Consider the following 23,239-nt stretch of genomic DNA (forward strand, 5'->3'; position numbering starts at 1 on the left):
CGAGATACGGTGATGCACATGGCCAGTGGCATATTTCGTTCACCCCTGGTGGGGGCAGTGAACACCGGCGCGATGCGGCTGCTCGACGTGCCGGGCCTCGGTGCACTGCTGCGCCGCAACATGGTCGCCGTCCGGTACTCCGGCCGTCGTTCGGGCCGGACATTCCAGACCCCGGTCAACTATCGCCGCGACGGCGACGACCTCGTCATCCGGGTCATGACTCCCGACTCCAAGACGTGGTGGCGCAATTTCACCGACGGAGGCGGACCGATCACGCTCGTCGGACTCGACGGTGCCGACCGCACGGGTCACGCGGTGGCGCACCGCGACGACCGGGGTCGCGTGACGGTGCGGGTGCGCCTCGGCGCCGGCTGAGGCCGACGCTGATCGAGGACAGCGCCCGGTTCAGGCCGACGCTGGTCAACCCTCGAATCGTTTACGGCGCCAGAGTGTCCCGACTGCCAGCAAGAGCAAGCTGACGCCCAGGATCGCGGTGGCCAGCACGTTGATCTGCGGCGGCACGGCTGCCTTGACCGCGGCGTTGACGTACAGCGGATAGGTCACGGTCGACCCGCTGACGAAGTAGGTGATGATGAAGTCGTCGAGCGACAGCGCGAACGACAGCATCGCCGCCGCCACGATGCCCGGCACGATCAGCGGCAGCGTCACCCGGAAGAACGTACGGGCCGGACCGGCTCCGAGGTCGAGTGAGGCGTCCTCGAGCGTCCAGTCGAACCCGCGCACCCTGGCACGCACCGTCATCGCGATGAAGCTCACCTCGAACGCAATGTGCGCGATCAGAATCGTGGTGTAGCCGGCCGCCCAGCCGAAATCGAGGAACAGTGTCAGCAGAGCCGCACCGATGACCACCTCGGGCGCGGTGAGCGGCAACACCAGGAAGGTGTCCACGGCCCGATGGCCCCGCCAGCGCTGGCGCACCAGCGCGATGGCCACCAGGGTGCCCAGCACCAGCGCGATGGCCGTCGACACCGCGGCCACGTTGAGGCTGAGCAGCAGTGCATCGGTCAGTGCGGGGTACTTGAACGGGTCAGCCCAGTTCTCGAAGGTGAACCCCTGCCAGGCGTAGTTGAACTTGCCCAGGGGCTTGTTGAACGAGAACAGGATGATGACGAAGATCGGCAGGAACAGGAAGAGCAGCACCAGCCCCGCCACGAGGCGCAGCACCCCGTCGCCCCAATTGCGGCGTGCCCGCACCTTTTTGGGTTGCGGCGGCTGGGTGGCGGCGGTGGCGACAGCCGCGCCGGCCTGAGTCGTCATACGAGGTCCTCCGTGCCGAGGGCCCGGGTGTAGAGCAGCACTCCGCCGAGGATGATCAGCATCAGCACCAGTGACAGGGCGGCCGCGGCGGGGTAGTCCTTGACCACCAGGAACTGTTTCTGGATGACGTTGCCGATCATCGTCGTCTGGGTACTGCCCAGGTAGTCGGCGTTGATGAAATCGCCGACCGAAGGGATGAAGACGAGCATGCTGCCTGCCAGCACGCCCGGCATGGCCAACGGCAGGATCACCTTGCGGAAGCTGCGGGTGGCCGACGAGTACAGGTCTTTCGACGCCTCGAGCAGGCGCGGGTCGATCTTCTCCAGGCTGACGTAGAGCGGCAGGATCATGAAGATGATCCAGTTGTAGGTGAGCCCGCCGATCACCGCCCAGCTCGTCGAGAGCAACCGGCCCTCCTCAGGCAGCAGTCCGACGGTGCCGAGCGCACTGACGACCCATCCTTCGTCGGCGAGGATGGTCTTCCATGCCAGCGTGCGGATCAGGAACGTGACGAAGAACGGCAGGATGACCAGGCCGAGGATGAGGTTCTTGTATCTGCCTGCCTTGAATGCGATCACGTAGGCGAGCGGGAAGGCCATCAGCAGGCACAACACCGTGGCCACGAACGCGTACCCGAACGACCGCAGGATCGGCTCCCGGTACTCGCTGAACGCCTGGGTGTAGTTGCCGAAGTCCCACGCGAAGGTGAGCGTGGGAAGGAACACCGAGCCGCTGGTCTCCGACAACGACGTGCGTGCGAGCGTGAAGAACGGCACCACGAAGAACACGCCGAGATACACCAGGGCCGGCAGGACCATCAGGTAGGGAGCGATCTTGCTCCGTTGCCGGCTGCTGGCTGCTACGCCTGCCATGAACTCAGCCGCCGGTCACGGCGGCATAAGCGGTGTTGAACTCCTGGGTCTGCTCGTCGGTGAGCGCGGCCCAGCCCTTCGCCTTGTCGAGCACCGACTGCGGCGGGTTGATCAGCGGGTTGTTGGCCGACTCCGGATCGATCTTCTCCAACTCCTCGGTCATGTCCGACAACACCGGGATGTACTGGACGAATGACACCAGCTTGGCGTAGTTCGCCCTGTCGTAGACGTAGTCGATCCACGCCTCGGCGGCCTTCTGGTTCTGCGTGGTGTACGGGATCACCATGGTGTCGACGAACGTGGTGGCGCCGGTTTCCGGAACCACGAACTGCAGGTCGGGGTTGTCGGCCTGCAACTGCACGATGTCGCCGGAATAGGCCTGCGCGACAGCGACATTGCCGGCCGCCAGATCGTCGGCGTAGTCGTTGCCGGTGAACCGGCGGATCTGACCGCGATCCTTCTGTTCACGCACCAGGTCGATGGCCTGCTGCACGCTCTCGGTGGTCGGATTCTCGGGGGAGTTGCCCTGGGACAGCATGATCATGCCCAGGCCGTCCTGCGCGTCGGAGAACATGCTCACCCGGCCCTTGAAGGCAGGGTCCCACATGTCGTCGATGGTGGTCAGGTCACGTCCGGTGGCCGCCCGGTTGTAAGCGATGCCGACCAGACCGGACATGTAGGGCGCGCTGAACTCGCGGCCCGGGTCCACGCTGGCCTCCAGCAGGTCGGTGCGCAGGTTCTTGATATTCGGGACGGCGTCGTGATTGATGTTGTTCAGCCAGCCGAGCTGATGCAGCCGCACCGCCATGAACGTCGTCGGCACCGCCAGGTCGGCGCCGATGTCCTGCTTGCGCGACAGCGGCTCCTTGACCTTGGCGAACCACTGCTCGTTGTCGTTGAAGTCCTCTTTGTAGTCGACGGTGATACCGGAGGCCGTCTGGAAGCCGGCCACGAAACCGTCGGCCATGTACAGCGGCCAGTTCGAGATCCGCAGGGTGCCGCTGGCGGGTCCGCCGGCGTCGGTGGCCGTGCTGGACGTGTCACTGTCCGAACCGCACGCCGCCAGCAGCGACGAGCCCAACGTCAGTCCCGCCGCGGCCGCGGCGCTGCCGCCCAGGAACCGGCGGCGTGTCGTGCGGCCGGCGGTCAAGCGGGCCAGCAGGCGGGGATCAATTTCACGGGACATGCGAAGGGTGCCTTTCGTCGGCTCAGGGAAGGGATGGGGCGGCCTGATGACGGGATCAGGAGTCGTCGAGCATGTCCTCGAGATCCTCCGTGGTCGGGATGTCGGCGCCGGGTAACACCAGCGAGGCGCCGGGAGCCCACGAGACGTGGACTTCGTCGCCGGGGCGTAGCAGCGGCAGGTCCTGCTCCGGACCGACATGAGCGACGATCGGCGACGAGTCGGGCGCGGCCATCGACAGCCGCACCACCGGACCCTGGAAGGTCAGATCGGTCACGGTGGCACGCACGCCGACCACATCGCCGGTGGGCGGCTCCTGCTCGGCCGGGGTGACGCGGATGCGCTCTGGACGCACCATCAGCGTGGCGTTGCCGCCCGGCTCGATCGTGGTCTCGCCGGGCCGGGCCTTCAACGTGGAGCCGAGCACGTCGACTTCGACGAAGTCACGGTTGTGACGTCCGGTCTGGCGCCCCGACCACAGGTTGGCCTGTCCGATGAAGCTGGCCACGAACACCGTAGCGGGGCGGTCGTAGATCTCGGTCGGTGTGCCGATCTGTTCGACGTTGCCGGCGTTCATGACCGCGATCCGGTCACTCATCGTCAGCGCTTCCTCCTGGTCGTGGGTCACGTAGATGAACGTGATGCCGACCTCGCGCTGGATCCGTTTGAGCTCGAACTGCATGACGTGGCGCAGTTTGAGGTCCAGCGCGCCGAGTGGCTCGTCGAGCAGCAGCGCACTGGGGTAGTTGACCAGAGCCCGGGCCAGGGCGACCCGCTGCTGCTGGCCACCGGACAGCTGCGCGGGCTTGCGCTGGGCGAAGTCGGCCAGGCGCACGGTCTCGAGGAGTTCGTCAACCCGCTTGCGGACCGTGTTCTTGTCCTTCTTGGCCGACCGCGGACCGTAGGCCACGTTGTCGCGCACCGTCATGTGGGGGAACAGCGCGTAATGCTGGAAAACCGTGTTGACGTTGCGCTTGTTGGGCGGCGTCTTGGACACGTCGGTGCCTTCGAGCCGGATGGCCCCCTCGGTGGGCGTCTCGAACCCGGCGATCATCCGCAGCGTGGTGGTCTTGCCGCACCCGGACGGGCCGAGCATCGAGAAGAACTCGCCCTGGGCAATGGTGAAGTCCGCGTCGGCGACGGCGACGTAATCGCCGAAGCGCTTGGTGACATGGTCGATCTCGATGACCGGGCCGCCCTTGTGCTGGGTGGCCTCGGTTTCCGCCATCTGGTCTACAGCGGTTGCGTGTGAGCCGGTCAGGGCCAATCCTCCTCAGGTGCCAGCCGTGAAGCTGTGGGTAAACCTTCGCGGATCGCGCCGACCTTCGCAAGCGATTCCGCAACGAATTTACATTTCCACAATCGAATCCCTTGCTGATTCTGGCTCACTTCGCGGGAATCCGCGCATCGAGGCGCGTGCAGCACTGCCGCCGGACCTGGGGTGGGCCGGCATGCGGTCGTCGCGGTTGTCGCCGATCATGATCTTCGCAGCTGACTTCGCCGGGTGAAGCCCGTTTACCGCGATGATCAGGTGGGGTAGGGAGAACAGCATGGCTTCTGTCGATGTATCGGTGTCCTCCGACCTCAGCCCGGAGCGGGCGTGGGACCTGGCTTCGAACCTGCGGAGGTTCGAGGAGTGGCTGACCATCTTCGGCGGGTGGCGCGGCGAGGTGCCCGACGAGATCGACGTGGGCACCGAGGTGTCGTCCTGTATCAAGGTCAAGGGTTTCCGCAACACGATCCACTGGCGGGTCACCCGCTACGACGAGCCCAAGGAGATCGAGCTGGTCGGCACCGGTTTCGGTGGCGTGCGGATCGGTCTGACCATGGAGGTGCAGCCGAGGACGCAGGACGGGGTGGAAGGCTCCGATTTCCGGGTGCTCGCGGACCTGTCCGGGGGTCTGCTCAGCACGCCGGTCGGCGGGCTGGTCGCCAGGGTCATCAAGGGCGACGTGCGCAAGTCCGTGCAGAATTTGGCCCGACTGCGCTAGCAGCGGGTTTTCAGCCCCACTCGTGGTTCATCGCGCGGGATTCGTAGCGCGCCTCGGCGGATTCGCTGTGTGCGGGTTTGGGCCGCGATGCGGCGATGAGCGCGATCGCCAGCACGGCGGTGACTGCACCCCCCAGGAACGTGGCCACGAAGCTGCTCTCCATCGGAGTACCGGCGGCGGTCGTGCGGTTCAGCAGCAGCGCGACGAGTGCCGCCGCGATGGAGCTACCCACCGTCCGCGCGATCGCGTTCATGCCCGTGGCGACACCGGTCTCGCCGGTCTCGACCTCGCTGACCACCAACGCCGGTAACGCGCCGTAGCCGAGGCTGATGTAGACGTTGGCCAGCACGCTGGCCACGATCACCTGCCAGGGCGAGGTGTGCGCGAAGGCAATGAGAGCAAAACCCGCGATCCCGACGACGGCGGCGATCATCAGCACCGGCCGCGCGCCGAACCGGTCGATGAACCGGCCGGACACCAGCGCGACGACGAATCCCGCCAGCGCCCCGGGAAGCAGATACACCACGCTGGCCTGCAGCACGGTGGCCCCGAAGCCGTAACCCGCGATGTCGGGATCCATCTGCACGAACTGGGTGAGGCCGAGGAACGCGAAGTACAGACCCATGCCGACGCTGACCGTCGCCAGGTTGGTGAACAGCATCGAGCGCCGGGTCAGCATGCGGGTCGACACCAGCGGCCGGGCCACCCGCCGCTCCCAGATCCACCAGCAGGCGAGTATCGCGACCCCACCGGCGGCGGTGGCGAGGGTGCGCGGGGACACCCAGCCCCACTCATTGCCCTGGGTGATCGTCAGCAGCACAGCGGTGAGCCCGGCGGCCAGTCCGAGCGCGCCCAGCCAGTCGATCGGGCCGGTAGCGCTGCGCGGCCGGTTCGGCACCAGCGAGACGACAAGCCCGATCACCAGCAGGGTGAACCCCGTCGTCAGCCAGAACACCCGGTGGTAGTCGGCGTTCCCGCTCATCAGCAGGCCCACCACGACCAGGCCGGCGCCGCCGCCGAACCCCAACGTGCCCGACAGGATCGCCAGCGCCGACCCCATCCGTTCGGGTGGAAGTTCCTCCCGCAGGATCGCGATGCTGATCGGGTACAGCGCAAAGGAAGCGGCCTGCAGGACCCGCGCTGTGATCAGCAGCGCCAGCGAGGTGGTCGCCGCCGCCAGCACCGAACCGGCCAGGACCACGATGAGCACGCCGAGCAGCACCCGCTTCTTGCGGTGCAGATCGGCCAGGCGTCCGATCAGCGGTGTCATCGCGGCAGCCGCAAGCAGATTGGCTGTCACTGCCCAGCTGACGGCCACGGTCGAGGCGTCGAGTTGCTCAGCGATCACGCCCAGTACCGGGACGACTGCTGTCTGCAGAACCGCGACGGTGAGCACGACGATGCCGAGCCCGATGACCAGCAGGCGCGGTCGTCGGGCCGGGTCGTCGAGCGCGGCAGCGGATCGGTCCACGCCAATCTCGTGCACGCCCACTCCGATCGTTAGCCCGTCTGTGCTTCCCAGGCGATTATGCGCGGGGTGCCTCAGCCCACGAGCGGCGGCCGTCACCCCGGGCGGGGGCTGTCGCAAAGCCGGTGAGTCATGGCACCTTGATCGGGGTACTGCCCAAGGGCACGGTCCCGTGCCGCCTTGACGAAAGGATCACCGATGCGTCCGTTGACCCTCGCGAAGACTGCCGGGGCTGCGTTCACCGCCGCCGCCGCGGGCGGTCTGGCCACCACCCCCGTCGTCGAGTCGCGCTGGTATCGCCGTCTGAAGAAGCCCGGCTTCCAGCCGCCGAGGTGGGCGTTCCCGGTCGCATGGAACATCCTGTACTCCGACATCGCGGTGGTTTCGGCGTCGACGATCGACACGCTCAATGACCGCGGCGACACCGAGCAGGCCCGCGCCTACAAGCGCGCGCTGGCGGTGAACCTGGTGCTCAACGCCGGTTGGAGCTGGGTGTTCTTCAACCGTCGGATGCTGGGTCCGGCGGCGGCCCTGGCCGGGGTGCTGACGCTCAGCAGCGCCGACCTGGCCCGGCGGGCTGGCCAGGTGAACACGCCGGCCGGCGCGGCTCTCGCGCCGTACCCCCTGTGGTGTGCGTTCGCCACTGCGCTGTCGACGCGGATCTGGCAACTGAACCGCTGACGCCGACCGGCTACACCGCCCCGTCGGTTCTCTGTCGCGTCTCTGTCGCCGGCCCTCCGTCGACGGGCCCCTGTGGCCGTGTCTCTGTCGATGGGCCCCTGTCGACGGGGCCCTGCCGCCGCGTCGACGGGGCCCTGCCGCCGTGTCTCTGCCGCCGAGAGTGAACCCCGTGCGATTTCCCGGCCGGTTTTTCGCACAGGGCTCACAGTCGGTGACGGCGGTACCCCGATGCTGCGCGGCTCGCGGGCACGCGGCATGCTGGGCGGCGTGCAGGCAACCATCGACCCGACGCCGGTGCGACGAGCGGGCCGTCCGGCAGACATCGCCGCGGCGTACGCGTTCCTGGTCTCCGAGCAGGCCGGTTCCACCACCGGCCAGATCCTCGGCGTCGACGGCGGCAGGAACACCTGAGTGGTCACTGCCTACTTCACCGCGTCCGGCGGGGGTTACGACCCCACGCCGTACGCGCAAAGTCATTGGGGTGACGATCATCTCAACGGTCCGGCCATGGTCGGACTGGCCGCGCTGGCGTTGGAGAACGAGTGCGCGACCGACGGCTTTCAGCCCGCCCGGTTGACCGTCGACCTGCTACGCGCCGCCCGCACCGCCCACACCACCGTCGGCGTCGAGGTGGTCCGCGATGGCCGGCGGGTGCACAGTGCGCAGTGTGAGGTGATGCAGAACGGCCGGGTGGTGGCTCGCGCCACGCTCGTGCGGTTCCGGACCTCCGCGCCACCGCCGGGGGACTTGTGGATGTCCGACGACGCCTTCCCCGAGCATCCCACTCCGGACGGAACACCGCCGCCCTACATCGGTAGCGACCAGGGCGGCTGGACCCGGTCGCCGGCCGGGCAGCAGAACGACTCGCGCAAGCGGTTCTTCAACGACTCGATCAGCATCGTTGCCGGACAACAGAACTCGCCGTTCGTGCGTGCGGCCACGGTGGCCGAGTCGACGAGCCTCGTGACCAATCTGGGCACCGCCGGGATCGGATACATCAACGGTGACCTCACCGTGGCACTCTCGCGACTGCCGGTCGACGACTGGCTCGGGGTACAGGCCGTCTCCCACCACTCCGCTGCGGGGATCGCGGTCGGGACGGCGACGTTGTTCGATCGCCTGGGTGCGTTCGGGTCAGGACTGACGACCGCGGTCGCCAATCCGGCCGCGCAGATCGACTTCTCCGCACGCGACTTCCGACTGGAAGGCATCAACTACGAGTAACGGCGGCGCTCAGCGACGCCAGAAGTCGAAACGGTCTCGGCCAGGACGGAAACCGGCCGCCTCGACGATGTGCACGGCCACCTCGAACTGGTCTCCGACGCGGTCGGGTCGGTGTGCGTCACTGCCGAACGAGACGGCCTGCCCGCCTTCCTGCCGCCACCAGCGAATCAGTTCGACGGACGACAGCGGTGACTTGGTGTTGACCTCCAGAGCCCGCCCGGTGGGAGCCAACGCCGCGAACACGGCCCGGTAATGCTCCTCGAAGTCGGCCTCGCGGTAGGTTCCGACCCGTTCGGTGGGCCAGTACCGGCGCGGATAGTCGCAATGGGCCAGCACGCCGAACACCTGGGACTGCTCGACCAGGTCGACCAGGTCGCTCAGATAACGTTCCATCAGCTCGCGAGGGTCGTGGCGCTCGAACAGCGCAGAGTTGATCGCTTCGAGTCGGCCGTCGACGGCGATGCCGTGCAAGCTACCCAACACCCGGTCGAAGACTCCGGCGCTCAGCACGCGAGCCACACTGGCCGAGAAGTAGTGCGGCTCACCGGCTTCGATGCCCGACCAGATGCGCAGTGTCGGAAACATCTCACGGCAGCGCTCGATGTTCTCGGCATAACCGGCGGGATCGAACGGTGCCACCCCCGGCCGGTCGCCGACCTTGACGTCCGCCGACCCGCCGTAGCCACGGTCGCCATCGCCCCACTCCGTGAAGTCGACGTGCTCGGTGAACGCCACCGCCGGGATGCCCCGCCGGATCGCGGACTCGCACTCTCGCTCCATCGTCGCCGTCTCGGCGGTGTCCCACGACCATCGGGAATGCACGTGGTTGTCGGCGGGCAGCATCGCGTCGATCGTCGCACGCGCGTACCCGCCCTGCCCGGCCGGCCTCAGCTGCTGTGCTCGGCGGCTTCCGCCTGGATGCGGTCGAACTGGGCGGCCATGGCCTCGGACAATGCGGTGGCGCCGGACAACGGGCGCACCATGACCATGAAGTCGTCGATCAATCCGGCGTCGTTGACATGGATGAAGTCACAGCCGGTGACTTTCTTGCCTGCCACGGTCGCCTCGAAGACGAGAGCATGGTCGCGTCCGCCGCTGTCGGTGATCTCCCGGACATAGCGGAAGTCCTCGAAGACCCGCATCACCCCCCGCAGGATCGCCGCGGTGATGGGCTTTCCGGGATAGGGCTTGAAGGCGACGGGACTGGTGAACACCACGTCGTCGGCCAGCAGGGCCGCCATCGCGTCGGTGTCCCGAGCTTCCACGGCTTCACGAAACGACTGCACCATGCACCTCTCGTTCGTTCGGGCCTCGCCACGAGGGCGTGGTCCGCGTTGATCCGGACTGACGTGACGCAGATTACGCCACAGATTTTCGCGAACCGCGGGCACCGTTTGCGGTGACAGCTTGCCGACGTCGTGTGCCGTCGTCACCGTAGCGCCGGAACAAGGCGCCGAGTTGCCAACGGCCCGGCGAGGCTGCGCGATGTCCTCGTCGTGACCAACCATGTGCGGCATCGGTCGCCTAACGTGCCGCCCATGGCGAAGATGAAGGCGTTGAGCAAGGTCAACGCGACGCTGGGAGTGTTCGTCTTCCGTGTCGTGCTCGGATTCCTGTTCGCTTCGCACGGAACGGTGAAACTGTTCGGGTGGCCTCCGGATGGGGGCACGGTGGCGGCGACGGGTGCGTGGCCGTCGTGGTGGGCCGGACTCATCGAATTGGTCGCCGGCCTTCTGGTGATGGCCGGATTGTTCACCCGCGCAGGCGCTTTCCTCGCGTCGGGGACCATGGCGGTGGCCTATTTCTGGCGACACCAGCCCGATGCGCTGTTGCCGATTCAGAACGGCGGCGAGTCGGCCGCGCTGTACTGCTTCGCATTCCTGTTGCTGGTGTTCACCGGCGGCGGGGCCTGGGCGGCCGATGATCTGCGCCGGCGCGGGATGACTCATCCCACGCCGCGGGAGGCGACGACCTGAGTCGGTCCTCGTCAGTCCCGGTCCGAACTGCGCCGCTCGGCGATCGCCGTCAACCGCCACGTGGTTTCGCGGTTGCGGGGGATCACGGCGGCCAACGCGGCAGCCCGCGGCAACCAGCTCAAGGGTGGCGACAGCGGTACCTCGGCCATTTCCACCCGGCAGCCGCCGTCGTCGAGGTCGCTCAACCGCAACGTGATCCGCGCGGCGCCCAACGGCCTGCCCTTGGCGATCAGCACGAGCTTGTTCATCGGGACGCAGACGTCGACCCTGGTGCTGTCGTTGATGACCAGCGGCCACACGCCCACGGAATGATGGATGACGCTGCCCGGTTGCGGCCAGTTGGGGTCCACCGCCCGCATCCGGGAGTTGCCCACCACCCACTGCGAGTACGTCCACCCGTCAGCGATGACGTCCCAGACCTGTCGGCGGGACGCCGAGGTGTCGCGCCGCACGATCAGGGGATGTCGGCTCTCGTCCGGATCCTCGCTCACCGCAGTGCAATACCCCTGCCGCAGGGGGCCAAACACCGCGGCCGGACGAGCACCCCGGGGTCAGGTCGACACGAACATGGTGGTTGCATGGTGGAAGGCACCGACAGCCCGCGTTTCGAGGAGAGTTCTGCATGCCCCAGGCCGCCGGGTGGCGTGGTGATCCCCTGTGGCTGGCCGATGTGCTGCGGGCCGAAGGTCTCGACGTGGCAGAGTTCGTGGGCTGGCGCGGGCGGGGCCACGGCGACTTCCACGACATCCGCGGGATCATGGTGCATCACACCGGATCGGATTTCGCGACCGCTGCCTCGATCGCCTACGGGCGCCCGGATCTGCCGGGCCCGCTGTCGCAGGTTCACATCGGCCGCACCGGCAAGGTGACGGTCGTGGCGGCGGGCGTGGCCTGGCACGCGGGGATCGGCATGTACCCGTGGCTGCCCGTCAACATGGGCAACTGGCACACCATCGGTATCGAATGTGCGAACTCGGGGACCGCTCCGTGGGCGCCGCACCGCCAGAACTGGCCCGACGCTCAGTACTTTGCGCTGGTGAACAGCTGTGCGGCGATCTGCCGGCGCCTTGGGGTGCCGGCAGCCCGGACCATCGGCCACAAGGAGTACGGCGGTCGGGCCCAGGGCAAGTGGGATCCCGGGGCCATCGACATGGATCGGCTTCGACTCGACGTCGCGCGCCAGATCGGTGCCGTCCCCCGCGCGACGTCTCCTCGGCCGGCGGTGCCGGTCGGCAGATACGCCGACGTGCTGCTCTACCGCGGCACCCGAGGGCCGCAGGTGGCCGAACTGCAGCGCCGGTTGAAGTTCGCCTACGCGTCCTACGCCGGTGGTTTGGAGATCAACGGTGAGTTCGACGCCGCAACCGAGGAGGCCGTACGTGAATTCCAGCGTCGGACACCGGGGCTACACGTCGACGGCATTGTCGGGCCGGCCACGGCGGCCGCACTCGAGCTGCGTCTGATCGGCATCGACCTGTGATCAGTCTCCGGCTCGGGTCACCGTGACGGGGATGCCGTTGAGGGCGCCGTTGCCCGACGGTTCGTCGAGGAAATCCGGCGGCGAGAGGATGTTGGTGTTCACCCCTGGGGAACCGTTGGCAACGGTCAGTCGGGTGCCCGGCTTGCCGTGTCCCCACCCGTGGGGCATCGACACCACCCCCGGCTTGATCGCCTCGGTCACCTCGAGGGGAACGTCGATGCGTCCACCCGCCGAGGTCACCGCCACCAGGTCACCGTCGTGCAGGCCGTGCCGCGCGGCGTCGTCGCGGTGCATCAGCAGCGTGCAGCGGTCCCTGCCCTTCATCAACGCCCCGACGTTGTGCAGCCACGAGTTGTTCGACCGCAGATGTCGTCGGCTGACCAGCACGAGGTCATCGGGCTGGCGGCGGAGCCGGCGGGCCAGCCTGGGCAGGTCGTCGAGCAGATAGGCTGGGGCCAGCCGGATCTTGGCGTCCGAGGTGCCGAGCACCTCCGGTATTCGGGGCACCATCGGGCCGAAGTTGATGCCATCCGGCGCCGCTTTGAGCTTGGCCAGTGTCAGACCGTCGGTGTCGCGCCCGTAGTGGTCGCCGAAGGGGCCGGTGCGCAGCGTCAGGTCGAGGATGCGCTCGGGGCCGCCGTGGTCGTAGTGGGTCCGCACCTCGGCTCCGTCGAGTCCCTGGGTGAAGCACAAATAGTCGAAGAACCCGTCGTCGATGGCGGAGACGTCGACGTGTTCGGCGGGGGTGCCGGTGCACAATCCGGTGAGCCGGATCAGGATCTCCCACTCGTCGGGGGCATCCGGGTCTGGTTTGGTGAACACCGGTGCTGAGTAGTTCGCCACGCTGTTGATGGCGAAGTTCAGGATGAGGTCGTCGTGGTGTGGCTGTTCCAGCGGAGACGCGCCGGGCAGAATGACGTCGGCGTGCCGTGTGGTCTCGTTGAGCCACAGGTCGATCGCGATCATCGCGTCCAGCCCGGGAAGCACCTTGTCGAGCTTGTGTCCGGCCGGAGTGGACAACACCGGGTTGCCCGCCACGGTGATCAACGCCCGGATCTGACCGTCGCCGGGGGTGGCGATCTCCTCGGCCAGGCAGGACACCGGAACCTGTCCCAGTACCTCCTTGGCGCCGCGCACCCGGGTCCGGAATCGCCCGAAATCGGCTGCGCCGTCTTCCAATCCGGGAATCGGCTGGACGGTCACCGACCATGCCGGCGGGGTCGGGAACATGGCCCCGCCGGCGACGTCGAAATGCCCGGTCAGGATGTTGACGACGTCGACGAGCCAACTGGCCAGGCTGCCGAACTCCTGGTTACACGTTCCGATGCGCCCGTACACGACAGCGCGGGGCGTACCGGCGAGTTGGCGCGCCAGCTGCCGAATCCGGTCGACGGCGACACCCGTGACGTCGCTGACGCGCTCCGGCGGCCAGTCGGCCACAACGGTACGGAGCGTCTCGAGTCCATCGAGGTGGGGTTCCAGCGCGCCGAGGTCGACCAGGTCTTCGGCGAACAGGGTGTGGCACACGGCCAGCAGCAGCGCGGCGTCGGTGCCCGGGTTGATCGGCAGCCATTCGTCGGCGCGCTCGGCGGTCCGGGTTCTCACCGGGTCCACGACGATCACCCTGCCACGCTCGCTGATCGAACGGATCAGGCCCATCACATCGGGGGCGGCGAGCAGCGAGCCCTGTGATGCGGCCGGATTGGCACCCATCACGACCAGCAGATCGGTGCGTTCCAGGTCCGGTACCGGGAAGCTCCACCAGCCGCCGTACATCAGATGCGAAGACAGGTTCTTCGGCCACTGGTCGACGGTGCCGGGAGAGTAGGTCAGGGGCATGCCCGACATGCCGAGAAGGACCGCGCTGTAGCGCGCCAGCGAGAACGAATGCGCCAGCGGATTGCCGGTGTACGCGGTGACGGCGCTGATGCCGTACCGGTCGATCACGGGGGCGAGCAGTTCGGTGCAGCGCCGGAACGCGGTGTCCCAGTCGACCTCGTGCCACTGCCCGTCGACCTTGATCATCGGGCGACGGATCCGGTCCGGATCCTCGTGCACCGCGCCCAGCGAGGCGCCCTTGGGGCAGATGTGACCCCGGCTCCAGACGTCGTCGCGGTTGGGTCGGATGGAGGCGACCTGACCGTCCTCGACGTGGACTTCCAGCCCGCACATCGCCTCACACAGGGGGCAGGTGTAGAGGTGGAGGCCGTCCTCGCCGACTCCCGCGAGATCGTGAACGTCATGAGCCATCGCCGGGTGCCTCGATTCGTACTGCTGTGACGAGCTGTAACGACAAACAGTTGTGACACACTGTAACGATTCCGCGGCTGCCGAGGGGGTGAATTCCGTGCGCAACGTCCCCGCCGCGCGGCGGCCCCATCGAGGCTCACGCCGCGACCCCGACATCGACGCCGCCGTCCTCGACGCGACCCGACGCCTCCTGGTGACGCGCGGATACGCTGCCACGTCGATCGACCTGATCGCCATCACCGCGAAGGTGAGCAGGCCGGCGATCTACCGGCGCTGGCGCACCAAAGCCCATCTCGTGCACGAGGCGGCTTTCCCCGATCTGGGCCCCGACCCGGCACATGACGACGTCGCCGGTGAGATCGCCCGGCTGTGCCGCGGGGCGTTGGCGATGTACGCCGATCCCGTGGTGCGCGAAGCGGTTCCGGGTCTGCTGCACGATCTGAGCGCCGAACCGGCGATGCGGCGCCTGATCCACGACCGGCTGGAAGCCGCAGCGAGACGGCAACTGGCGGCGCAATTGGCCGACGGCGTCAGCGACGGCGCCGTCCGCCCGACCGTCGACGCCGACACGGTGATGGACGCCATCGCGGGCGCCGCCTGGTACGCGGTGTGTGTGCGCAATGTGACCGACCTCGACGCCGCCGCTACCGCGTTGGCGGACCTGGTCTCATGTGGAGTGCTGTCCCGCTGACGGCACAGTCAGAGTCGGCCGACCCGCTCGAGTCCGGCCACCGTGTCGGCGATGGTTTCGGCGGGATCGCGCTGGACGATGCCGAGTTCTTCCTCGCTGGGCCGGTCGTCGGAGGTGGGCATCTGGGTGTAGTACTGCATCGCCGCGGAGTTGATGGGGGTTTCGACCGGTAGATACGGGCCCACGATGTCGAGGAGTCGGCCGGCGCTGCGTAACGCCACGTCGGGCACCGGGAAGACCGCCAGAGACTTGCCCGCCGCGGCGCCGATCATTGATGCCAGCCGGTCCACGCTGACCCGCTGGCCGCCGGCCATGTAGCGGCGGGCGCCGTGGCCGGGTTCGAGCAGCGCGACGTGTAGCGCCGCCAGGTCCCGCACGTCGATGACGATCCACGCGGCGCCGCGGCCGGGGACCCCGTGCATCTTCACCGCCGCCTCCACTCCCTCGGCCGCCTCGCCGAACTGGTCGCCGGCCGGCGGACCGAGCACCATGCCGGGGTAGGTGATGGCCACCGGCGCTCCGCCGTCCTGCAGGCCGCGCGCATACGCCTCCACTGCCGCCTTGGACCGGCCGTAGCCGTCGCTGCCGCCGACGACGGGCAGATCGGCATGCAGCACGTCCAACCCGGGTCGGAACAGTGCCGTGAAGCTGGACACGTGCACGATCGGGTCGATGCCGGCCGCTGCGGCGCCGCCGAGGATGTTGCGGGCGCCCTCGAGGTTGGTGTGCAACATTTCGTCGGCGCGGTCGGGGTCGGTGGAAACCATTGCCGCGCAGTGGATCACAGCGTCACATCCGTCCAGCGCCTGTGCGGTGGTCGAGCCGTCGGCGATGTCACCGATCACGTGGTCGGCGATGTCGGCCCCGATCTTCTCCGCGCTGGTGCTCAGACGGCCCACGTTGCGCACCAGGAAACGCACCTCATGTCCCGCGTCCTGTGCGGCTTTCGCGGTCCATGCGCCGACGAAGCCGGTGCCGCCGGTGATCAGTACCTTCATCTGCCCTCCACGTCTCGCCGGTCGGAAACTACCCGATCGCCGGCGATCCGAATCCCGCACCGTCAGTGCTCAACGGCCTACAGTGTCGCCATGGGGGAGCGAGCCGGTGTGCCGACCGGATATGACCGACCGCGGGTTGATCCGGGAGCACTGGCTCTGGCGACCGTCGCGGGCGCCGTCGCCTTCATCCTCGGGCCCGGCGAGTGGGATCTGCTCGCTGTGGTGGTCGGGTTGATGCTGCTGTTCATTCTGTTGGCGCACCATCTCGCCGCGCCGGCGGAGCGGACGCCGCGCGCATACTTGTTGCGCGCGGCCTTCGGCGCCACCACCGGGCTGGCGTTCTGTATCGCGGTGGCGCCGGCCATCCAGTACCTGATCGTCACACCGTTCTTCCACGCCGAGAGCGACGAAGGGTTCTCCGAGGACGCCTGGCACACCACGCTGGCGCTGTCGGTGCTGTGGTTCCTGTGTGCCGGCGTGCTGGCCACGCTGGAGCCCCGCATCGCGCGATGGCTGGACCGACCGCGACCGAAGGGGTCGTCCCCCGACCACTGACCGGCCCTGCTTGACGGCCGTCAACTTTTTCGTGCGATCCGCCCGTCGCGGCGTCGCGGCTGCTATACGTTGGCGCGGTGTCGTCGTCGCTGCGCCCCCCTCTGATCGAACGTCCCACCGATCTCACCGCCGACCGGCTGACCGACATCCTCGGCGGGGCCGCGGTGCGCGATTTCACCGTCGAGCGGATCGGCACCGGACAGATGAGCGAGTGTTACCGCGTCGCCCTGACCTACGCCGACGGCCAGACCGGGCCGGCTTCGGTGGTGCTCAAGGTCGCCGCAGCCGACCCCAGCAGCCGTCAGACGGGGCTGGCGATGGGCCTCTACGAGCGGGAGGTCGACTTCTACACCACCATCGCCCCGGGGCTGGGCGGACCGATCGCGCCGTGCTACCACGCGGCCTACGACCCCGCGACCGGTGCCTTCGACCTCGTGCTCGGTGACGCCGCGCCGGCGATCGTCGGCGACGAAATCAGCGGCGCCACCGCAGAACAAGCGCGACTGGCGCTGAGCCAGCTCGCTCTCGTACACGGCCCGCTGCTCGACGACCAGACGCTGGCAGCCAACGACCGGTTCAATCGGGAGTCGCCGGTGAACCAGGCGCTGATCACCGCGCTGTACGCCGGATTCATCGAGCGTTATCGCGACCAGATCGCCGAGCAGCACCGGGAGGTCTGCGAACGCCTGGTCCAGAGCTTCGACGCCTACCTGGCCGCCGAAGCCGAGCGCGACGGCCCGCGCGGCCTGGTCCACGGCGACTACCGGCTCGACAACATGCTGTTCGGCCAGGCCGGCGCCGACCGGCCGCTGACCGTCGTGGACTGGCAGACCGTCACCTGGGGGCCGGCGTTCACCGACGTCGCCTATTTCCTGGGCTGTGCACTGCCGATCGAGCGGCGCCGGGAACACTACGACACGTTGCTGGCCGCGTACACCGAGGCACTGGGACCCGCGGCCGGCGTGACTGTCGACGACGTGCGGGAAGGTGTACGCCGCCAGAGCTTCTTCGGTGTTCTAATGTCGATCGTGTCGCCCATGCTCGTCGCGCGCACCGAGCGCGGTGACCAGATGTTCATGGCGATGATCGCGCGTCACTGCCAGCATGTCCTCGACACCGACGCGCTGGCGATCCTGCCGCACCCGGCGCGGCCGGAGCCGCTGCGGCCCGGCGCCGACGACGAGGACAGCCACCCGCCGGGCGACGAACCGCTGTGGAGCGAGAGCTGGTACTTCGACTTCGCCGATCCCCGCCAGGACCTGGGCGGCTGGATCCGCCTCGGACTGATCCCGAACCAGCGACACGCGTGGATCAATGCGCTGCTGTGCGGTCCCGGCATGCCGACCATCGCGGTGCTCGACTTCGAGGTCGCCCTGCCCGACGACCACACCCAGGTGCGCACCCACGACACCGAGATCCGCATGCAGGCCGTCGAGCCGCTGCGCACGTTCCGGGTCACCGTCCGAGCCCAGGGGCAGGCGCACGACGACCCGGCTGCGCTGCTGCGGGGGGAGGCGGGCCGGCCGGTCGCCGTCGACCTCGACCTCACCTGGAGCACCGACGGCGTCCCCTACCAATACCGGGTGTCGCCCCGGTACGAGATTCCCTGTCTGGTCACCGGTTCGGTCACCGCCGACGGACGCACAACCGCGCTGGCGCGGGTACAGGGCCAACGCGACCATTCGTGGGCCCCGCGGGACTGGTGGGCGATGGACTGGGTGTGGAGCGCGCTGCACCTCGACGACGGCACCCATCTGCACGGCGTCGACATCCGCATCCCCGGTATGCCGCCGTTGGCGGTGGGTTACCTGCAGCAACCCGGACAGCCACTGGTCGAACTCGAACAGATCTCGACCAGCGAGACGTTCGCACCCGACGGGCTGCCGCTGACCGCGCAACTCGGCTTCGCCGACCTCACCGTGGACATCACGCTGCGAGGCCACGCCCCGGTGCTGCTGAGCTCACCCGACGGCCGCCTGAGCCGTTTTCCGCGGGCGTGGGGCACCGTCGAAACCGCCGACGGCCGCACCGGCGTGGGCTGGATCGAGTGGAACCAGAACCAGTCATGAGGTCGAAGAAAAGGCGCGGGCAAAAACGGCAAAAATGAGAGACCGAAAGCCGCAACCTCTGTGGCCTCTCGGGTGAACCGCACGAATGCGGGGTCCGCGCCTACCGAAAACGTTAGGCGGGGAGAGGTGCTCACCGCAAGTTCCGCGAGCGGACCAGTGAGGTGAGCCCGAACTGCTGATACAGCGTCGAGGGCGAGAGCGTGCGGAAACCACGAACCCCCGCTGACCTGGTGGCCGCCTGCGCGATCTTGCGGGCGATGCGATAGTCCAGGTCCTTCAAGACGCCCCGATCGGTCGTTGCGTCCAGCAACGCCGCCAGCCCGGCGACGGCGAAGGGACTCGCCGGATCCAGCATGACGTTGGTCGCCGCTACCAGATGCGCTGCCCGCTGGTCGACAGGCAACGACGACACCGCAGGGGAGACACCGTCGATGCGAGTGGCGATTCGAGCGATGAAGCGCCGAAGACGTGCCGGGCTCAGTGAAACGGTGCCCGCAGCCGTGACTGTCAGGCCCAGGCAGTCGACGCGGTCACGTCCCCGATACGACGGATCCATGGTGCAGGTCCGGCCGTGGGCGCACAGTGCGGTGCGCTGTTCTTTGGGAAGCGCGCGTCGCACACCCAGGTTTTCGGTCGATGTGTCGATTCGTGCGTCTGCGTCCTGGATGGCTGCGAGATCGTGGTGGGCGATGAGGAAGTCGTCGTTGTAGCGCGCGTAGAAGACACCCTCGATGCTGAGGATCGACTGATCCATCGGTAGGGCAGCAAGGTTGCCCAGCACCGGTACGAGCGGAGTTCCCATGGCGATGCCGTTGACCCGGGTGAACTGTGCTCCGTCGGACTCGCGTACCACCGGGCGGACCAGGGCGGTTATGAGATCCCATGTCCGAGAGTCGATTTCTCCGTTCGCACTGCCTAGCGACGCGACGAGCCGCAGCGTCTGCCACAGCGCTGCATCGGGGCCGACCGGTAGGTGATCGCCGTACTTCTCGAAATCGGACTGCAGTACGTAGATCGGTCCGCCGTGGGGTCCGACCCGCTTGCGGTGGGCGCGGACGTACGCGCCGAACGCCTGCATGGCCCCGAGGTTCGTCAACCCGGGTAGGTAGGAGTACACGCCCGGTAGACCGTGACAGCGCGCGTTGTGCGACAGCAGCGTGAACAGCGCCGAGCCGACGACGTGATCGATGAAGGTCGCTTGATGAGCGGCCCGGCGTTTGCCGTCGGTCTCGAGATACCAGAGGTCGACCGGCTGGGGGCGATAGCTGCCGTTGTCGATGCTGGCAGCTATTGCGCGCGACAGCGCCCGGCGGTCGGTCGCGGCGGCGAAGTACGTGACCCCTGCAGCGGCCTGGGCGAAACCCAGCCCGCGCGCGTTGCGTTTGATGAAGATCCGAAGGATGGCCTCGTCGTACGTCGCGGGGTCGGACAATCTCGCCCGGATGTCAACCGGCTCAGCGGACATGGTGTACGCCGTGTGCCGGCCACCCACCCAGTCGCCACGTCTTCAACGTGTGCAGCCACCTGCGGAACTGCTCGGGACCGGGGTCGGGCGGCAGGAGAAAGACCACCTCCACCTTGTTGTGGTGAAATATCGGCGACAGCCACCGCCCCGCGACCGGCACAATCAGGGCGTCGTCGTCCAAGCTGCGTATCGCTGCGGGAAGAAGTCCGACCAGCAGATCGGGGTCCAGTGAGCGCATGGTCCGCGCGCCCGCGCGGGTCTGAACGTTGGCTACCAAGCCCCCGGGAAAAATCTGCAGGAACTCGGCGCGGAGGACCTCGGGACTTGCGGGTGCCCTGGGCGTTCCGTCGACGGGTTGCAGCCAGCCGTCGGCCACGATGCGATCGAGCGCGGCGGGTCCGTGAGGCGCCGCCTCGTGCCAGTAGCGGCCGCGATTGGCCGCGCCCCCGGTCAGCGCCTGGACGAGAAGGTGCGGTGCCTGCTCATCGTGCGAGGGCTGGTCGACATAGAAGATCAACGTCGTCGCCGAACAGAAGGCCAAGCATCCGCCATCGGCCACGGTGAGGCGCATCATCTCGACCGCTGCACGCCGCTCGCGGGCCGGAATCCACTCGGGTATCGAGATTGTTCCGACTCGTACCGGTCCTGTCTTGGCGGCAAGTGCTCGGATCCAGTCACCGAGCGGCAATTGAGGCGGTCGGGGCGGGATACGATCTCCGAAGTGCTGCAGGTTGATGTGCACGATCAGCAGCGCGATCATCGCCGCGGTGATCTCGACGAGGTCGGAGGCGGGATTGGGGTCGAGCCAGACCAGCAGGAACAGTACCGCCGACACGGCGACGGTGGCATTGAGGGCGCGGAACCGGCCCTCTGCGAACAGGCGGATCTGGTAGGTACCGATCAGGCCGCGCACCACGAACAGCGGCAGCAGCGCGAGCAGGAAACTGAAGGGTATGCCGGGCAGCACGAACAGTCCCAGCGCCACCGCCAAAGCCCAGAACACTGCGGTGATCACCGGTGTGATGGTGAGCAATCTGTGAAAGAACCACACCCGGTATTCGCGCAGTGCCGGCAGGCGGCGCAACCGGACGAAATCGAAATAGAACACCGCGGTGGCCTCGTAGGCGCCGCGGAACAACGGCAGCACCAGGTAGAAGAACTGGAACGCGTCGATCTCCCGCCAGGTCTGCAGTCCGGCGGTCAGATCGATGGCCCGGGTGTTCGTGCCGTAGATCCCGGCGATGACGAGTACTGCCACTGCGTCGAGTCGCAGACCCAGACCGGCCAGTGTCGCCTCACCGCCCTCGCGCAACGGAATAGAGGGGAGCGACACCCGAATAGGTCGCACCGCAGCAAGATTCGGTGACAGCCCGGTCAGCCGGTAGAGCCGCAGGGTGTAGTGCACCGTGATCCAAATCGACGCGGCGTTGGATACGACGATCGCGAGGACCACCGCGGCGGTCGGGTAGTAGAGAACACCGAGACCGAGGACCGTCAGCTGCAGCAGGTTTGGGGCGAACAGTGACCACAGCGGTCTGTAGATGCGCCGGGTGGCATACATCCCCGAATGGAGTACCCGAACCGGCAATCTCAGCGCGACCTCAATGATGACGAGGAACGCGTAGAGCGTTGCCACCGGGTTACCGTCGCGGGGAAGCAACATCACCAGCAGCGCTGTCGCCATGAGGGTGGCGGCTCCCGCCACCAGCACCGACAGGACGAGCCAGGCGCCGATCTCCCGCTGCGCTGACTGCCTGTCCCCGATCCGGGCGAACGCGCGGAGTCGCTCGCGCATCACTTCGAGCAGACCCCACCAGGCGCCGCCAACGAGCAGACCGCCGACCCGCAGGATCATCACCGTGAACGCCGCCAACCCGCCCAGGCTGCTGAGAATGATCAAGAACTCCGCGACGTGCAGCACGAACGTGGTGGCATCCAGCAGGAGCGCATAACGAAGGCGATAACGGAAGTACGCGAACATCTTTCCGGTGAGCAGACACGAATACAGTGACACCGCTCGGGTGGTGCTCCGCCCGGTCCGATCCAGCCAGCGGTCGATGTCGTTCATCAGAAGCCCTGTTGCGGCGACGACAACTCGTAGTGACCTTTCACTGGCGATCGCTCCAACATCGAGACGGTCCTGTGGGAGGCTGATGTGCCTGGGCGGGATGGGCGCGCCCTGGTCCGTCCCGATAGGAGAAGGGTGCCCGATGCAGCGCGGTGACGCCGCCGTATTGTCGATATCGGCCGTTCTGGCCGGTGTCGTGATCTGCGCGGTTTCGTTCAGCGTTCTGGTCCTCGACCGGGAATCCACGACGCTGGTGTCGCGCAACACGACATCGAGCTGGCTGGTGGTGACCTGGGGAGCGGGCTTCTGCGCTGCCGAGCCCTCGAACCAGGCCTGCCGCTCCGGCGAGATACAGCGACTCGGTCGAACCCTGATTCTGCACGGACTGTGGCCTCAACCATCTGAGAACCAGTACTGCGGGGTCTCTCTGATGCTCGCGGAGCGGGTGCGCCGGGGGGATGAGGGGTTGCCGACGGTGCCGCTGACCGCCGGCGTGCGCTCGGAGCTCTCGGCCACGATGGCCGACTCTGCGACGTTGGTGACCCACGAGTGGTACGCGCACGGCACGTGCTCGGGCGTGCGGGCCGACGTCTATTTCGGCGATGCGGTGACACTCACGCACGCGGTGAGACAGGTACTCGACCCGGTGTTCCGGCAGGCGTCGGGAGGCCAGCTGACTCTGGCGACGGTCCGCCGCCGCGTCGACGATCAACTCGGCGCGGGCACAGGGCAACGGGTCGGGCTGAGCTGCCGCAGACAGATCAGGACAGGCACCTTGGTGGTCGATGTCCGGCTGTCGTTGCCCCCGGTGGCCGCCATGCGCGCCGCCGACGGACGTCTGAGTCTGCCCGCCCTGCTGCGGGCGGCGCCCCCGATCCACTCACCCTGCCAGCAGGGACGCGTGGCGTGACCAGGGTTACCTGGGTACGCACGGGGTGAGCGGACACGACCGCAGCAGCGACCTTCTGAGGTCTCCTGGCGGTGTGGCCG

General features: G+C 67.7%; 22 protein-coding genes and 1 pseudogene. 11 read left to right on the forward strand and 12 right to left on the reverse strand.

Going from position 1 to position 23,239, the window contains the following annotated elements:
• Positions 1-18 precede the first annotated feature (18 nt).
• On the forward strand, positions 19-375 hold the full coding sequence (locus tag ACEWX3_RS13590) for a hypothetical protein (RefSeq protein WP_221358794.1): 357 nt from the start codon (positions 19-21) through the stop codon (positions 373-375).
• Positions 376-420: 45 nt separating this feature from the next.
• On the opposite strand, the gene ACEWX3_RS13595 is transcribed toward ACEWX3_RS13590, so the two are convergent.
• The 4 genes from ACEWX3_RS13595 to ACEWX3_RS13610 are packed head-to-tail and all read right to left on the reverse strand — an operon-like array spanning position 421 to position 4,561.
• Positions 421-1,278, reverse strand: coding sequence for an ABC transporter permease (locus tag ACEWX3_RS13595; RefSeq protein WP_207067687.1), 858 nt, complete (start codon positions 1,276-1,278; stop codon positions 421-423).
• Positions 1,275-2,150 (reverse strand): ABC transporter permease, encoded by an 876-nt coding sequence (locus tag ACEWX3_RS13600; RefSeq protein ID WP_207067686.1) that lies wholly within the window; start codon positions 2,148-2,150, stop codon positions 1,275-1,277. The genes ACEWX3_RS13595 and ACEWX3_RS13600 overlap by 4 nt, the downstream gene beginning before the upstream one ends.
• A gap of 4 nt (positions 2,151-2,154) precedes the next feature.
• Positions 2,155-3,336, reverse strand: coding sequence for a spermidine/putrescine ABC transporter substrate-binding protein (locus tag ACEWX3_RS13605; protein WP_207067685.1), 1,182 nt, complete (start codon positions 3,334-3,336; stop codon positions 2,155-2,157).
• 55 nt (positions 3,337-3,391) lie between these two features.
• On the reverse strand, positions 3,392-4,561 hold the full coding sequence (locus ACEWX3_RS13610; protein WP_207067684.1) for an ABC transporter ATP-binding protein: 1,170 nt from the start codon (positions 4,559-4,561) through the stop codon (positions 3,392-3,394).
• A 322-nt stretch (positions 4,562-4,883) separates the two neighbouring features.
• Between ACEWX3_RS13610 and ACEWX3_RS13615 the strand changes: the two genes are divergently transcribed.
• The gene (locus ACEWX3_RS13615) at positions 4,884-5,324 is read left to right on the forward strand and encodes an SRPBCC family protein (protein ID WP_207067683.1); all 441 of its coding nucleotides are present in this window, start codon (positions 4,884-4,886) and stop codon (positions 5,322-5,324) included.
• A gap of 10 nt (positions 5,325-5,334) precedes the next feature.
• Here the strand turns inward: ACEWX3_RS13615 and ACEWX3_RS13620 are convergent, their stop codons facing one another.
• Positions 5,335-6,810: an MFS transporter gene (locus ACEWX3_RS13620; RefSeq protein WP_374159679.1), complete on the reverse strand. Its 1,476-nt coding sequence runs from the start codon at positions 6,808-6,810 to the stop codon at positions 5,335-5,337.
• Between the two features lie 180 nt (positions 6,811-6,990).
• Between ACEWX3_RS13620 and ACEWX3_RS13625 the strand changes: the two genes are divergently transcribed.
• From ACEWX3_RS13625 to ACEWX3_RS13635, 3 genes and pseudogenes are all read left to right on the forward strand, one after another.
• Positions 6,991-7,473, forward strand: a complete 483-nt coding sequence (locus ACEWX3_RS13625; RefSeq protein WP_207067682.1) for a TspO/MBR family protein — start codon at positions 6,991-6,993, stop codon at positions 7,471-7,473.
• A gap of 222 nt (positions 7,474-7,695) precedes the next feature.
• Positions 7,696-7,884 (forward strand): annotated as a pseudogene (locus tag ACEWX3_RS13630) (SDR family oxidoreductase); the annotation flags it as partial.
• Positions 7,885-8,697 (forward strand): acyl-CoA thioesterase domain-containing protein, encoded by an 813-nt coding sequence (locus tag ACEWX3_RS13635; RefSeq protein ID WP_374159680.1) that lies wholly within the window; start codon positions 7,885-7,887, stop codon positions 8,695-8,697.
• 9 nt (positions 8,698-8,706) lie between these two features.
• Here ACEWX3_RS13635 and ACEWX3_RS13640 read toward each other — a convergent pair whose 3' ends face one another.
• Together ACEWX3_RS13640 and ACEWX3_RS13645 are read right to left on the reverse strand one after the other, a co-directional pair.
• Positions 8,707-9,540 carry a PHP domain-containing protein gene (locus ACEWX3_RS13640; RefSeq protein WP_374159681.1) on the reverse strand — a complete coding sequence of 278 codons (834 nt, stop codon included), beginning with the start codon at positions 9,538-9,540 and terminating at the stop codon, positions 8,707-8,709.
• A 44-nt stretch (positions 9,541-9,584) separates the two neighbouring features.
• On the reverse strand, positions 9,585-9,983 hold the full coding sequence (locus tag ACEWX3_RS13645; RefSeq protein ID WP_152517491.1) for a nuclear transport factor 2 family protein: 399 nt from the start codon (positions 9,981-9,983) through the stop codon (positions 9,585-9,587).
• A 252-nt stretch (positions 9,984-10,235) separates the two neighbouring features.
• On the opposite strand from ACEWX3_RS13645, the gene ACEWX3_RS13650 reads away from it, so the two are divergent.
• Positions 10,236-10,673, forward strand: coding sequence for a DoxX family protein (locus tag ACEWX3_RS13650; protein WP_374159682.1), 438 nt, complete (start codon positions 10,236-10,238; stop codon positions 10,671-10,673).
• Between the two features lie 11 nt (positions 10,674-10,684).
• Here the strand turns inward: ACEWX3_RS13650 and ACEWX3_RS13655 are convergent, their stop codons facing one another.
• Positions 10,685-11,164 carry an SRPBCC family protein gene (locus tag ACEWX3_RS13655; RefSeq protein WP_207067679.1) on the reverse strand — a complete coding sequence of 160 codons (480 nt, stop codon included), beginning with the start codon at positions 11,162-11,164 and terminating at the stop codon, positions 10,685-10,687.
• A 131-nt stretch (positions 11,165-11,295) separates the two neighbouring features.
• Here ACEWX3_RS13655 and ACEWX3_RS13660 point away from each other — a divergent pair, with 131 nt between their 5' ends.
• The gene (locus ACEWX3_RS13660; RefSeq protein WP_374159683.1) at positions 11,296-12,153 is read left to right on the forward strand and encodes an N-acetylmuramoyl-L-alanine amidase; all 858 of its coding nucleotides are present in this window, start codon (positions 11,296-11,298) and stop codon (positions 12,151-12,153) included.
• Here ACEWX3_RS13660 and ACEWX3_RS13665 read toward each other — a convergent pair whose 3' ends face one another.
• On the reverse strand, positions 12,154-14,403 hold the full coding sequence (locus ACEWX3_RS13665) for a molybdopterin-dependent oxidoreductase (protein ID WP_374159684.1): 2,250 nt from the start codon (positions 14,401-14,403) through the stop codon (positions 12,154-12,156).
• A 97-nt stretch (positions 14,404-14,500) separates the two neighbouring features.
• Between ACEWX3_RS13665 and ACEWX3_RS13670 the strand changes: the two genes are divergently transcribed.
• A complete protein-coding gene (locus ACEWX3_RS13670; protein WP_374159685.1) occupies positions 14,501-15,094 on the forward strand; it encodes a TetR/AcrR family transcriptional regulator in 594 nt (197 codons plus the stop codon).
• A gap of 8 nt (positions 15,095-15,102) precedes the next feature.
• Here ACEWX3_RS13670 and ACEWX3_RS13675 read toward each other — a convergent pair whose 3' ends face one another.
• Positions 15,103-16,092: an NAD-dependent epimerase/dehydratase family protein gene (locus ACEWX3_RS13675; RefSeq protein ID WP_374159686.1), complete on the reverse strand. Its 990-nt coding sequence runs from the start codon at positions 16,090-16,092 to the stop codon at positions 15,103-15,105.
• Positions 16,093-16,182: 90 nt separating this feature from the next.
• Between ACEWX3_RS13675 and ACEWX3_RS13680 the strand changes: the two genes are divergently transcribed.
• Both ACEWX3_RS13680 and ACEWX3_RS13685 read left to right on the forward strand, forming a co-directional pair.
• On the forward strand, positions 16,183-16,647 hold the full coding sequence (locus ACEWX3_RS13680) for a hypothetical protein (RefSeq protein WP_207067674.1): 465 nt from the start codon (positions 16,183-16,185) through the stop codon (positions 16,645-16,647).
• A gap of 77 nt (positions 16,648-16,724) precedes the next feature.
• The gene (locus ACEWX3_RS13685) at positions 16,725-18,716 is read left to right on the forward strand and encodes a phosphotransferase (protein ID WP_374159687.1); all 1,992 of its coding nucleotides are present in this window, start codon (positions 16,725-16,727) and stop codon (positions 18,714-18,716) included.
• Positions 18,717-18,846: 130 nt separating this feature from the next.
• On the opposite strand, the gene ACEWX3_RS13690 is transcribed toward ACEWX3_RS13685, so the two are convergent.
• Together ACEWX3_RS13690 and ACEWX3_RS13695 are read right to left on the reverse strand one after the other, a co-directional pair.
• Positions 18,847-20,181, reverse strand: coding sequence for a hypothetical protein (locus ACEWX3_RS13690; RefSeq protein WP_374159688.1), 1,335 nt, complete (start codon positions 20,179-20,181; stop codon positions 18,847-18,849).
• Positions 20,171-22,249 (reverse strand): hypothetical protein, encoded by a 2,079-nt coding sequence (locus tag ACEWX3_RS13695; protein ID WP_374159689.1) that lies wholly within the window; start codon positions 22,247-22,249, stop codon positions 20,171-20,173. Before ACEWX3_RS13695 ends, ACEWX3_RS13690 begins: the two co-directional genes overlap by 11 nt.
• Positions 22,250-22,391: 142 nt before the next feature.
• Here ACEWX3_RS13695 and ACEWX3_RS13700 point away from each other — a divergent pair, with 142 nt between their 5' ends.
• Positions 22,392-23,159, forward strand: a complete 768-nt coding sequence (locus tag ACEWX3_RS13700; protein ID WP_374159690.1) for a ribonuclease T(2) — start codon at positions 22,392-22,394, stop codon at positions 23,157-23,159.
• Positions 23,160-23,239: the final 80 nt, after the last annotated feature.

Source organism: Mycobacterium sp. G7A2, from assembly GCF_041902445.1.
In the GTDB taxonomy this organism is placed as follows: Bacteria; Actinomycetota; Actinomycetes; order Mycobacteriales; family Mycobacteriaceae; genus Mycobacterium.